Consider the following 12,293-nt stretch of genomic DNA (forward strand, 5'->3'; position numbering starts at 1 on the left):
TCGTTGCATCGTTCCTAACAGCAACTTTTAAATAATAACACGTTTCTATCAGGAAGTCAACATCTTTTTTTAATTCATTTTCATCGCGTTTCAGCGACAAGAAATATCTTAACATAGATTCAATATCTCGTCAACAACTTTTTTTGTCCTCCGAAACACGGCAAGAAACATCATATCATTCGATGTATAGTAAGTCAATACCCCTTTATCAAAAACAATAAACATTAAAAAAATAACTTCTCCTCTGGCAAAGTCTCTGTCGTGACGGCAATGAACAGCTACATGAGCGTGCATATACATTAGAAGAAACTTTTTTAGAATCGTTTATAACCAACTTGCTACAATCTATAGATTATAAATAAAAAGCCCCCGCTTATCCGCCCAGCGAGAACTTAATAATAACTAATGCAGCGATACCAGGTAGCCCAAGGAGTCCGCTGACTGCCGACGTCGCTAAATTAATTGGAATATGCATGCTGAATGATTCGCCGATAACATTCAGCAGAAAGAGCAGCAATGCACCGACCACAAGACGAACTGCCAACTTGCCTATCCATTTTACAGGATGGAACGAAGCACCTGCGGCCATGACCACAAGAAACAAAATAATAATGCCGACAATTATATAGATATAATTGGTCAAAAGACACGCCTCCTCACCTAATATAATAGAAAAGCCATAGGTTGTCCCCAATGATTCCCGTTTATAAAAGGTATGAACGCATGTCCCTTTTAGAACCTTATTTATTTATGAAGTGTTTTTGCGCGCGAATTTCCTTTAGTAAGTAGAAATATTTAGCTTCCGCGAGTTTCAGCTGATGCATGACCTCATCGGATGGATCAATACTGGCATCAATCACTCTTTTCTTTGTCATCCACTCGGTTTTGCATTGTTCGAGCAGTCCAAGGAGTGATTCATTCATTTCCTTACGCAATACACCTTTTTTTCGGCCAAACATCGCTAACATCTCCAATAATTCCGTTTAACCTTCCTGATAAACATCAAAGCCGCGAACGATACCCTTAATCAGAGTTCTCTTCGCCCTTCTAATGCTTTAGAAAGTGTCACTTCATCCGCGTATTCCAAATCACCGCCTACCGGCAGTCCATGAGCAATACGTGACGTTTTGACGCCGATCGGCTTTACAAGACGCGAGATATACATCGCCGTCGCTTCGCCTTCAACCGTTGGATTGGTTGCAAGGATAATTTCTTTCACTTTTTCATCTTCAAGTCGGCGAATCAGTTCGGCGACCTTAATATCTTCCGGACCAATGCCGTCCATTGGTGAGATAACACCATGCAGCACATGATATAAGCCATGGTAATCACGCATCTTCTCAAGGGCTACCACGTCCTTTGGATCCTGTACAACACAAATGGTAGAATGGTCTCGCGAAGAATCATCGCAGATCGGGCACGGGTCATGATCACTAATGTTCTGACATACCGAACAATAGACTAATTTTCGTTTCACATCGACAAGCGCGCGCGCAAAGCCCATGACATCCTCTTCGTTCATATCAACTGTATAGAACGCAAGGCGCACCGCTGTTTTTGGGCCGATTCCCGGAAGCTTCATAAAGCTGTCGATCAATTTCGCAATCGGTTCAGGATACTGCATCACCGATCTCCTTCCGCTTGTTGTCAAGAAAGCTCATAATGAACGGACAGCGAACTCCGTTTTATCTAGTCACGGAATTCGCCGCCCGATCGATTGACTCAATTACATTCCAGGAAGATTCAACCCCTGAGTAAACTTGCCAAGCCGCTTTTGCGCCAGTTCATCCGCATGCGCAAGTGCATCGTTTACTGCAGCCACAATGAGATCTTGCAACATTTCCACGTCGTCCGGATCTACAGCCTCCGGATTGATTGCCACGTCAACAATCTGCTTTTGTCCGCTTGCCTTGACCGTAACAACGCCGCCTCCGGCTGTTCCTTCTACAATCTCTTCTTTTAATTTATCCTGAGCCTCAGCCATTTGTTTTTGCATTTTCTGTACCTGACGCATCATGTTGTTCATATTTCCTCGCATCATGTCAATCGCCTCCACTATTGATTAATCTTTAATATCGAGCAAATCGGGACCGACCAGCTTTTTTGCTTCTGCAATAAGAGGATCCTCCTCCTCTTTCTTGCCGTCATTGTCCGGATTTGATTTCGAACGTTCAATAAAATCTTTCTTCAGGGTTTTCCATGTATCCTCAGGAATAGGATACATGGTTTTCTGTTTCTTTGTCACGTCCTGAACAATGGATTGGACTAACCCCATGATATTACTTTTGTTTTCCATGACCATCTGACAATGAAAATCATATTTAAAAGCTTGCACAAAACCTTCCGCGGAGCTTGCTACGGGCTGACTCTCCAGCATCCAAGCATGTGCCGCCACATTTTCCGAACGAATCTTCGCCATCACCTTTGCCCATACCGATCGCAGCTCAATTAAATCCTCTTTTGTCGCATCCTCAAGGACACGATTGATATGCGCGGTCGGAATGCGCAGACTGCTGTTTCTGCGCGGCGCGCGCGCATGATTTGATTCCGGTTGAGGATCTTGACGAGACGCAGCAGGAGATGCAACGGACAATTGATGAACCTGTTGTTCCAGCGCGTTGAGCCGTTTCTGCAGGGCAGAAGAGTCGGAAGAACCCGCTGCCGCCCCACTCATTGTCTCTGAATGCTCGCACAATCGAACAACAGCCATCTCAAGCAAAATTCTCGGATGGTTGGTCCTTTTCATGTCAAGAAGTGCACTGTTCAACTGATTGATGACTTGAAAAAGCCTGTCGGACGGAACATTTTCCGCTTGCTTGCGGAAATCATCGTCAACTCGTGGACGACTCAACAAGTCTTCAAGCTGTGGAGACGTTTTATAAAGCAGAAGATCTCGATAATAGAAGATCATTTGCTCCATCAACCGCAGCGGATCCTTGCCCTGTTCCAAAAGTTCGCCGATTTTCCCAATCGCTCCTGCTGCATTGCTATCCTCAAGGAATTCAATTAATTCACGAACCATCTGGTCGGCAACCATGCCCGTCACATCAAGAACATCTTGAACGGTAACCGTTGCTTCGCTGTAAGCGGCAGTTTGGTCCAATACACTTAGTGCGTCACGCATTCCGCCTTCACTTGCCTTAGCAATCAGTTGAAGTGCTTCGTCTTCCGCATCAATTTTCTGATCTTGGACGACAAAACGCAGCCGCTCAAAAATTTCAGATGAAGGGATGCGGCGGAAATCAAATTGCTGGCAGCGAGAAATGATCGTGAGCGGTATTTTCTGAGGCTCAGTTGTCGCAAGGATAAAAACAGCATGTTCCGGCGGTTCTTCCAGCGTTTTAAGCAGCGCGTTAAAGGCACCTGTTGACAGCATATGCACTTCGTCAATGATATAAACTTTGTAACGGACTTCACTCGGCGCATATTTTACCTTGTCGCGAATATCACGTATCTCATCCACGCCATTGTTCGACGCGGCATCAATTTCAATGACATCGGCAATGCTCCCGCTCGTGATGCCCCGGCAGGCCGCGCACTCATTGCACGGTTCGGCAGCCGGCGCATGTTCGCAGTTAATCGCCTTCGCAAAAATCTTAGCGGCGCTTGTCTTCCCTGTCCCGCGCGGTCCGGTGAATAGATAAGCGTGAGAAAATTGCTGTTTTGTCAGCGCGTTCTGGAGAGTCTGGGCAATGTGCTGCTGCCCGGCCAAATCATGAAAAGTTTGAGGCCGGTAGACTCTGTAAAGCGCCTGATAAGCCATCTTCTTCCCCCTTTTACCGAATACGCTCGGCGTTAATGATATACGTTCATTATAACGGTTACTGTGATTGAAAGAAACTGCGGCACAAATCTTTCTGCACGAAAAAGCAAGAGCCGCCGAAGATCAGCTTCGACAGCTCTTGCAAAATTATTTTTAACGCCGTGCACCTTTCGTCGATCAAGACATCATGAGCGCTTCTCAAGCCGCCGGCTCAGCCCAGGCAGCCCCGCGGCACACGAAAGGTCTCACTTACTGCTGCTTCCTTCCGGACCTGACAGGGTTCATGAGTTTCCGTTGCGCGGGACCCAAGCGTCAACACCACGTACTTGAGGCTGCCCCACAATGCCGAGACCTCGTGAAAGGAATTCAACCTCGCTACAGCGGATTGCGAGTTACAGGGCACCGCTACCTCCCCATCTAGCACGGCTAATTTTCTAACAAATTAATGGCGGAGGCGAGAGGATTTGAACCCCCGCGGCGCCGAACGACGCCCTAACTGATTTCGAGTCAGTCCCCTTCAGCCACTTGGGTACGCCTCCACAGCCAAATACCGTAACTGCTTCAATTCAGATTCATGCTTGCTTCATAAATCGTTACGACGATGGTTAGTTTAACATAAAAATTAAGAGAGAGCAAGAAGGCACAACAACTGTATATCCCCATTATAAAATCACTTTTACAACACAATCCGTCTCTTTTATTAAAAGATTTGCCACCCAAGAAATTGATGATGCCTGATTTCGCGAAGATTCATTTAAATAATTCGTTAAATTGCTGTTTTCCCCGTTTCGTTAAGGCCACAGCTCGAGTTTGATTAGGGCGATAGAGCCATTCTTGATCAAACATGGCTTCTAACAAACGCCTGCCCATTAAGCCTTTTAAATGAAATTTACGTTCGCTCCAATCGATGCATGGCAGAATTAAATCATTTTGCCGGCATTCATGATCAGTAAAAACAATCTCAAAGTGTTTTTCTAGCAAAGCAAAGCCCTTAGAGGTTATGGTTAGTCCAGCTCGCTCTTGAGTAATCCAGTTCTTTTCCACTAGTTGCTGCATGAGCACGACACCCAGTTTTCCAGCAAGGTGGCTGTAACACGTTCGAGCATTCTGCAAAGCGGCTTGCTGTTGGTTTTCCCTAAAAGAATGTACGTTTTTTTGTGGGGAAACCACTAAAATCTGCTCAATTAAATCTGCAATTTGTCGATCGGCTAGTCGAAAATAATGCCAGCGTCCTTGAACATAACTTTCTAACCAATTTTGAGCTGTTAATTTAGCCAAATGGAAGGAAATAGTATTTGCCTTTAAGGTTGTTGCTCTAGTAATTTCATTGACCGTATGAAAACGGTTATCCATCAAAAAAACCAAAATTTTTGTACGATGGGTATTTCCTAATAGATTGGTAACTACTGAACTATCTGGTGTCTGCATTGATCATTTCCTCATCTCGAACGCATTCGATATGTTTCCTTTATAAAATAAAGCATACCATGTTAAATGAAGAGGAGCATACCGATGGCGCATATCAAAACACAATTAAATAGTCTTTACTATGGATTTCCTGTAGCTTTATTGACGAGTTGGGACCAGAAAACAGGCACGACCAACATCACACCCGTTTCTTCCGTTTGGTCATTAAGTGATCAAGTCGTTTTGGGAATCAGCCAAAACAGTAAATGTTTTGATAATCTGCAAAATACACCGGAACTGGTCTTAAATGTACCTGACCGACAATTGTGGACCCAGGTCGAAGCTATTGCGAAAACGACTGGTAAAAAAAGTCTTCCCGAGTATAAGAAAAAACGCGGCTATCACTACTGCTCGAATAAATTTGAATTGGGCGGTTTCACGGCAGACCACAGTTTGTTCGTCAAGCCAGAAAAAATTAAAGAATGCGGCATTCAAGTTGAATTGGCAGTCAATAAAATTAATTCAAGAACAGACTTTGCCATTATTGAAGCACAAGTTTTAACCAGCTATGTCGATTCCTGCTTGCTGGATGGTCAGCACATCGCTCATGCAAAATGGAATCCCATCTTTTACAAATTTAGAGAGTATTGTACGGATAATCAATCGTTAGGATTCAATTTCAGGTTCAATGAACATTAAAGACGCCGATCGTCAAAAAACGTAGCACATCAAGCTTGGTTCTACCAAAAAACCTCTCTATTTTTTTCTAGAGGGGTTTCAATCAACACATATATTATTTTTCCGTCCATCATTAAGAGGAGCTACCGTTTTGGGACTCACTACTTGTTTTCTTCCTTTTCTCTCTCAGCTTTCGAAAGAAATCTGTGAGCATCCGGCCACACCGATCACTAAGCACTCCGGCGACGACTTCGGTACGATGGTTGAAGCGGGGCTCCTGGACCAGATTCATCAGAGTGCCTGCGCATCCCGCCTTGGGATCTGCCGCGCCAAAGACCAAGCGGTCGATGCGTGATAAGACAATGGCGCCGGCACACATCGGGCACGGTTCCAGAGTGACATAGAGTGTGCATCCTGATAGGCGCCATGTTCCGAGTTCTCGGCTTGCTTCTTCAATTGCCATCAGTTCGGCATGTGCTGTCGGCTCCTGCAGCGTCTCGCGTTTGTTATAGCACCGTGCAATCACTTCACCGTTCTGAATAATTACCGCGCCGATCGGTACTTCGCCGATCGCTTCCGCCTTACCGGCTTCATTAATTGCGAGCTCCATAAAACGTTCGTCATCCGTGCACACAGATATCCCTCCTGTCTGAACAGCAGTATACCCAATGATGCGGCATAATTCAAATATGGAAAAAGAGACGCCTCATTAAAGAGCACGCCTCTTCATTAAAAATCGGAAACCAATTATTCTTCTTCATTAGAAAGATGCAACTTGTTAATCAGTGCAAAGAACAAGCTGAGCAGCACGCCGACGATCGTCGCAAGACCCATGCCGTTCAGAGGAACCTTGCCAACATTGATCGTCACACCACTAAGCCCGGTCGCAAAGATTACCGTTGCGAGAATGATGTTTTGCGCTTTGGCAAAATCAACCTTCGATTCGACAAAAATACGGAAGCCGTTGGATGCAATGACACCGTAAAGGATCAGCGAAATGCCGCCGATAACAGCCGAAGGAATGGATGAAATCAGTGCCGAAAGCTTACCGACAAAGGAAAGAACAACGGCAATAACCGCCGCTCCGCCAATGATCCATGTGGAATAAACGCGCGTAATTGCGAGTACACCAATGTTTTCGCCGTAAGTCGTATTCGGGGTCGCCCCGACAAATCCGGAAATGACCGTTGAAATACCGTTACCGAACATCGAACGATCAAGTCCCGGATCCTTAATCAGATCCTTGCCGACAATATTACCGGTAACAATCAAGTGGCCGATGTGTTCGGCAATGACGACTAGTGCTGCCGGAAGAATAATGGAAATGCTTGCCATATCCCAAGTCGGTGTATAGAAGTGAGGCAGAGAAAGCCAGCTTGCCGACGCAACCGGTTTAAAATCCAGAATACCGACACCCCAAGCAATAAAATATCCGGCAACAATACCGATCAGAATCGGAATAATTTTCATGAATCCGCGGAACAGTACCCATCCGAGAATGGTAATTAAAATCGTCAGGAGCGAGACAAGAACCGTTTTCGGATCCATTGCCCACTTGGCGACTCCTGCCGGGGCAATTAATCCGGCACTCGTTGCTGCTGTCGGAATCAGTTGCAGTCCGATGATCGCAACAATTGATCCCATCGTGACCGGAGGAAAAACAATATCAATCCACTTTGTACCAACGAGATGAATAATAAATGAAACAATAATGAAGACCAAGCCGACGGCGATAAATCCGCCGAGCGCAGCTTGATAGCCGCTCGTTCCGATTACCGCAAGCACCGGCGAGATAAACGCGAAGCTTGAGCCTAGATAAGCCGGAATTTTCCCACGACAGATTGCCAAATAAAGCAGCGTGCCAATTCCGTTCATCAGTAAAATGGTTGCCGGGTCAACCTTGAAAATAAGCGGTACAAGAACCGTAGACCCGAACATCGCAAATAAGTGCTGAAAACTTAAAGGAATACTTTCAATTAATGGAAGCTTCTCGTCTGTTTGAACGATGCGTCCTGCCACGTGCAACTCCTCCAACTATGTATAATTTGTCCAACTTGTTAAGTATAACGGATGTTCCATGACATGCAAAAGAATAAAATGAGCAAATATCCGAAAATTTTTTCCAAAAAAAGAAGACGCCGCAACGTCTTCTTTATATACTCACATTTAGTTTTTGGATCCGATACCGATGAATTGCAGAATATAAAGGAACAAGTTGATAAAGTCGAGATAGATCGACACAACAATCATCGGGATATCTTCATCCGTAAATCCATGCACGGTCAATCGGCTGAAATCAAACAATGTATACCCGACGAAAATAAGAATGCCAAGTCCTGAATAAATCTGCGCCGTCATCGTAGACACAGGGATAAAAACACTGAAAAGTGATAAAACAATCAGCGCAATTAGGCCAATGAATAAGAATCCGCCGAGAAAGGAAAAATCGCGTTTACTTACCATGGCATAAATCGCAATAGCGGCAAACGAAACCGTTGTTACCGTGAATGCCTGCATCACGAGCGACGCGCCGAGCAAGCTTACGTAGTGATTAATTGCCGTATATAAGGTCACACCGGAGATAAACATGAACCCATACATCAATGAGTAGCCGACCGCTTTACGCTTTCTTACACCCATCATCATAAAGAGCATCACAAATTCTACAATAAACAGCGGCAAGCGCAGTGCATCAGAGACGTATTGTCCCAAATAGAGTCCGACTGTTGTCACCAGCAACCCGGAAAAAAACGCTGCGAACAATTTCGAGTACGGTTTGCGAACCGCGTTCGATGCAAATTCAACCATAAGCTGTCATCCTCCTTAAAGCTTGTAATATACATACGTCTGATTTTCATCAAAAGTTTCCGTTGTCCACTACATATCTTTATGCTTTTATTAACCATTTTAAAAGGCTTACATCCATTATACAAAGAAAATTTGAAAAATCAAAAATAAGGAAAAGGCGGTTTCCTTTTCGGAGAACCGCCTTCCTCACCTTTTGACCCGGTTTTACTTTTGGTGTCGCCTTGCATTGACTTCAAGAATTTTTCCTGATTGTGTCTGCTGCGTTTCGCCGTTCACTTGATTGGGCGAATGCTTGGCATGTGACATGCCAAAACGTTTGATCAATTCATCGGTACTGCCCGGCTCTTTCACCTGTCATCCCTCCGTATGATCGCTATTCCGCTGCTTTTCATGTGCAGAAAACATCCGCTGCCCGGGGCGGGTATTTATGCTCCCGTCCGTACGCTTCGATACGTGCGAAGGATCCGCCGCCGGCCAAAGTTCCTCTTCATTCTGCACGCTGTATCGTGTTCCCGGCTTATCCACCAAGGTCAAAACCTCCTTTTCAAAAGGTGGTTTTATTATGTGCGGCATCACTTTTTCTATTCACTAAAAAAGGATTATTTTTTGCTCTGCTCCTCTATGTACTGTTTTTCCTCTGACGCAGATAATAATCCTGTTGCCTTGCCAATCGTCCCGCCTTGAAGCTTCCAAATTGTATTATGATCTTGGACTGCCTTGGAAAAATCGCCGTTTTTCCAGCGGGTCAAAATGGTGCGGTACGTCTTTTCATGGGTAAATTTATTCTTATCCAGTGCACGGTTCAGCCAATCAATACGATTTTTCGAAATTAAAATAAAGCCCCATTTTTGATCTGCCTTGACCTTCTGATGTGCCATTTCATGTATGAACAGCTGCATGTCATCATCGGTTAAGTCATTTATCTTTTTATCCTTGCCAAAGGGATTTTTCTTGTCACTAGGATCCGCTTGGTTGATTTTTTCAATCATTTTCTCTGCTGTCTGCTGACGTACTTCGTTATGCTGCTGTTTCTGATAATAAAGGTAACCCGCTCCGCCAATTACAGCAAAGATAATCAAACAGCCTAAGATCGTAAAAAGAACCTTTTTCATTGTCGCGCCTCCCCCATGTTTAGGGTACTGGAGATCGGCACAATGCACAAGAACAAAACAGAAAATACTGGTAAATAAAAAGCCTGGCGCTAAAATGTGCCAGGCTGAATCATTTACTTATAATTTTTCGATGATTTTATCGACAAAGCCATATTCCTTCGCTTGTTCAGCAGTTAAGAAGTTGTCACGATCCGTGTCCTTCAAAATCTGTTCATAGCTCCGGTTCGATGTCTCCGATAGAATCTTATTCAGCTTTTCTTTCGTCTTCAAAATATGACGTGCGCTAATTTCGATATCACTTGCCTGACCTTGCGCACCACCAAGCGGCTGATGAATCATCACTTCGCCGTTTGGAAGCGAAAGACGTTTGCCTTTGGTTCCCGATGTCAGGATGATTGAAGCCATTGATGCAGCCATGCCGACACAAATCGTCTGAATGTCTGGCTTAATAAAATTCATCGTATCCAGAATTGCAAAGCCGGCAGACACAGAGCCGCCTGGGCTGTTGACATAAATGGAGATATCCTTCTCCGAATCCTCCGAGGCTAAGAAAAGCAGCTGAGCAACAATGCTGTTTGCAACCTCATCGTTGATCTCCGAACCAAGGAAAATAACGCGATCCTTCAGCAAACGTGAGTAAATGTCATAGGAGCGCTCCCCACGGCTTGATTGTTCAATGACATATGGAATAAAAAATGATGACACAGTAATTCCTCCCTGTAATTCGATTCAATTATTTTATTATTAAGCAGCCAGTCGGCAGGTAATGCCAGAGCCGCCGAAACCGGATTTACGCGCATGGTGCAGGCGTGTTTCCTCATGATAGAGGGCAAGCAGCCGATCAGGATCGCCGCTTTGAAATGCATTGATATAGCGGACCAAACGCCGTTCATCAGGATGCGCATCCGGTCCAGGCTGATTAGATGCAACGCGCCTTTTCGCTCGATGATAAATCACACGCACATTGCCTTCGGTTTCTCCCAATCGCTTGGCGACCACAGGTGCAGTCAGTCCCAAACCTGCCTGCATTAAGTATACCAGTCTTTGCCTTGCATTTAACTTCTCAAGCACGATTTTCATCGCTGAAGCGAAATGTTCACTTGTGTTCTTTTCTTCACTGCGCGCAGCGATATCATCAAAGGATTCTTGACTATGTTCCGTCACACGTACTTTCCGATGCTCATCAATCCATGTGTTTGAAATGATGCGATAGAGATATGCCTTTGTGATCGAACGAGTCGCTCGTTCCTGCCATGCTTTGAAACATTTCATCATCGAACGCTGAAAAAGATCATCGCCGTCCCACACATTTCCCGCCAGTCTCACGCATTGCCTGTGCATCATCGTCATATATGGGCGGATGCGCTGCGCAAATGCATCATCCCGAGCCTGATTTTCCAATTGGCTGTTCATCGTCTGCCTCCTCCTTTGCCCTTATATCTATACAAACGAAATAATATCTCGAATTGTTACACGTTGATTCATTTAATGGACAACCGTCCATTATTCTTTAATAATGTATTTCGTGAAGCCTTCAGAGAATTCCTCCAGCCAATCGCCTGCTGCACCCCAATCCCAGGAGGTAAATAACGAACCTGATCCTCCTGTGACAACAGCCGTTACCTTTGTCGTCCCTAAAAGGTTATCAATGACCGCAGTTAATGCAGCATAATTGCTATTGCGAAAGAAATACTTTTGGTAAACAAGGATGCATTGCTCAACGCCATTTTCGTTTGAATGCGATTCAAACACTTGATCGGCATTCTCCTGCTTTTTTTTAACCAGTCGCTGCCTCTTGAGCCGATAAAGAAACAAAAAATGTACGATCAGCCATTTTCACGCCCCCTCGTTGAAACAAACCAGTAAATTACTTTTGACTTTATCAAAGTTACAATCGACATTCAAGAAAAGCGCAGACAGCTTTATAATAAAGAAAGACTTAATCTGCTGCGAACGGAGGGATTATAATGTTTCTCGTCATTGTCGAAGCTGCAATTTATCAAGGAGGGCGCTGGCTGATTATTAAGCGCAGCGAGAAGGAAGAACACGCTGCCGGACTGCTTGCGCTCGTCGGCGGAAAAGTTGACCTGAGCGATCAGCCGAATGATGTTTTGGAGCACGCGCTGCGCCGCGAAATTAAAGAAGAAATTGCGATTGAAGTAAGCGAGCTCACATACGTAAAAAGTGCATCCTTTGTTCTGCACGATGGACGATGCGCACTTGAAACAATCTTCTTGTGCATCCCAAAATCCGGCACCCCGCACGCAGTCAGTGCCGATGAAGTCGCCGAATTCTATTGGATGACAACTGAAGAAATACTGGCTCATCCGCAAACACCGTCCTATCTAAAAGATCAAATCGTACAAGCAGAGCGCGTGCTTCGAAGCATTCAGGCTTTAAAATAATAGTTAATTTTATCATCACAAATAACTCATGAAAAAAACTTATAAGTATCATCAATAAAATTGTGTACATTTTGTGTAGATTTTTTGTCATTTCTGTGATAATGTTTGTGACATTGAAAT

17 protein-coding genes, 1 tRNA gene and 1 other RNA gene are annotated in these 12,293 nt (G+C 44.6%); 2 read left to right on the plus strand and 17 right to left on the minus strand.

Translation table 11 applies throughout. The annotated features are described in order from the left end of the window. Positions 1–373: 373 nt before the first annotated feature. The 8 genes from NOM01_RS11625 to NOM01_RS11660 form a co-directional block, all read right to left on the minus strand. Positions 374–643 (minus strand): pro-sigmaK processing inhibitor BofA family protein, encoded by a 270-nt coding sequence (locus tag NOM01_RS11625; RefSeq protein ID WP_255748651.1) that lies wholly within the window; start codon positions 641–643, stop codon positions 374–376. Positions 644–740: 97 nt separating this feature from the next. Continuing rightward, positions 741–959 (minus strand): YaaL family protein, encoded by a 219-nt coding sequence (locus tag NOM01_RS11630; protein ID WP_255748652.1) that lies wholly within the window; start codon positions 957–959, stop codon positions 741–743. A gap of 68 nt (positions 960–1,027) precedes the next feature. Beyond that, positions 1,028–1,624 (minus strand): recombination mediator RecR, encoded by a 597-nt coding sequence (gene recR, locus NOM01_RS11635; RefSeq protein WP_255748653.1) that lies wholly within the window; start codon positions 1,622–1,624, stop codon positions 1,028–1,030. Positions 1,625–1,726: 102 nt separating this feature from the next. Continuing rightward, positions 1,727–2,041 (minus strand): YbaB/EbfC family nucleoid-associated protein, encoded by a 315-nt coding sequence (locus tag NOM01_RS11640; RefSeq protein WP_370646080.1) that lies wholly within the window; start codon positions 2,039–2,041, stop codon positions 1,727–1,729. 21 nt (positions 2,042–2,062) lie between these two features. Beyond that, positions 2,063–3,763 carry a DNA polymerase III subunit gamma/tau gene (dnaX, locus tag NOM01_RS11645; RefSeq protein ID WP_255748654.1) on the minus strand — a complete coding sequence of 567 codons (1,701 nt, stop codon included), beginning with the start codon at positions 3,761–3,763 and terminating at the stop codon, positions 2,063–2,065. 159 nt (positions 3,764–3,922) lie between these two features. Then, positions 3,923–4,189: signal recognition particle sRNA large type (gene ffs / locus NOM01_RS11650), an RNA gene on the minus strand. 20 nt (positions 4,190–4,209) lie between these two features. Beyond that, a tRNA-Ser gene (locus tag NOM01_RS11655) sits at positions 4,210–4,302 on the minus strand. A 211-nt stretch (positions 4,303–4,513) separates the two neighbouring features. Further along, positions 4,514–5,191 (minus strand): ArsR/SmtB family transcription factor, encoded by a 678-nt coding sequence (locus NOM01_RS11660; RefSeq protein ID WP_255748655.1) that lies wholly within the window; start codon positions 5,189–5,191, stop codon positions 4,514–4,516. A gap of 84 nt (positions 5,192–5,275) precedes the next feature. Between NOM01_RS11660 and NOM01_RS11665 the strand changes: the two genes are divergently transcribed. Beyond that, positions 5,276–5,869, plus strand: a complete 594-nt coding sequence (locus NOM01_RS11665; RefSeq protein ID WP_255748656.1) for a flavin reductase family protein — start codon at positions 5,276–5,278, stop codon at positions 5,867–5,869. Between the two features lie 112 nt (positions 5,870–5,981). Here NOM01_RS11665 and tadA read toward each other — a convergent pair whose 3' ends face one another. From tadA to NOM01_RS11710, 9 genes are all read right to left on the minus strand, one after another. Then, entirely contained in the window at positions 5,982–6,482 is a 501-nt protein-coding gene (gene tadA, locus NOM01_RS11670) for a tRNA adenosine(34) deaminase TadA (protein ID WP_255748657.1), read from the minus strand. Positions 6,483–6,595: 113 nt separating this feature from the next. Beyond that, positions 6,596–7,867: a uracil permease gene (gene uraA / locus NOM01_RS11675; RefSeq protein WP_255748658.1), complete on the minus strand. Its 1,272-nt coding sequence runs from the start codon at positions 7,865–7,867 to the stop codon at positions 6,596–6,598. 147 nt (positions 7,868–8,014) lie between these two features. Further along, positions 8,015–8,656, minus strand: coding sequence for a Bax inhibitor-1/YccA family protein (locus NOM01_RS11680; protein WP_255748659.1), 642 nt, complete (start codon positions 8,654–8,656; stop codon positions 8,015–8,017). Between the two features lie 204 nt (positions 8,657–8,860). Next, positions 8,861–9,007 carry a YpzG family protein gene (locus NOM01_RS11685; protein WP_255748660.1) on the minus strand — a complete coding sequence of 49 codons (147 nt, stop codon included), beginning with the start codon at positions 9,005–9,007 and terminating at the stop codon, positions 8,861–8,863. A gap of 3 nt (positions 9,008–9,010) precedes the next feature. Further along, positions 9,011–9,181 carry a small, acid-soluble spore protein K gene (gene sspK / locus NOM01_RS11690; protein WP_255748661.1) on the minus strand — a complete coding sequence of 57 codons (171 nt, stop codon included), beginning with the start codon at positions 9,179–9,181 and terminating at the stop codon, positions 9,011–9,013. A 74-nt stretch (positions 9,182–9,255) separates the two neighbouring features. Next, the gene (locus NOM01_RS11695; RefSeq protein ID WP_255748662.1) at positions 9,256–9,768 is read right to left on the minus strand and encodes a DUF6241 domain-containing protein; all 513 of its coding nucleotides are present in this window, start codon (positions 9,766–9,768) and stop codon (positions 9,256–9,258) included. A gap of 117 nt (positions 9,769–9,885) precedes the next feature. Beyond that, entirely contained in the window at positions 9,886–10,473 is a 588-nt protein-coding gene (gene clpP / locus NOM01_RS11700; RefSeq protein WP_370646081.1) for an ATP-dependent Clp endopeptidase proteolytic subunit ClpP, read from the minus strand. A 39-nt stretch (positions 10,474–10,512) separates the two neighbouring features. Next, the gene (locus NOM01_RS11705) at positions 10,513–11,181 is read right to left on the minus strand and encodes an RNA polymerase sigma factor (protein ID WP_255748663.1); all 669 of its coding nucleotides are present in this window, start codon (positions 11,179–11,181) and stop codon (positions 10,513–10,515) included. Positions 11,182–11,271: 90 nt separating this feature from the next. Beyond that, a complete protein-coding gene (locus NOM01_RS11710) occupies positions 11,272–11,583 on the minus strand; it encodes a DUF6054 family protein (protein ID WP_255748664.1) in 312 nt (103 codons plus the stop codon). Positions 11,584–11,735: 152 nt separating this feature from the next. On the opposite strand from NOM01_RS11710, the gene NOM01_RS11715 reads away from it, so the two are divergent. Continuing rightward, positions 11,736–12,173 carry an NUDIX hydrolase gene (locus NOM01_RS11715; protein ID WP_255748665.1) on the plus strand — a complete coding sequence of 146 codons (438 nt, stop codon included), beginning with the start codon at positions 11,736–11,738 and terminating at the stop codon, positions 12,171–12,173. Positions 12,174–12,293: the final 120 nt, after the last annotated feature.

The sequence above is a fragment of the Sporolactobacillus sp. STSJ-5 genome (assembly GCF_024385605.1).
GTDB lineage: Bacteria > Bacillota > Bacilli > Bacillales > Sporolactobacillaceae > Sporolactobacillus.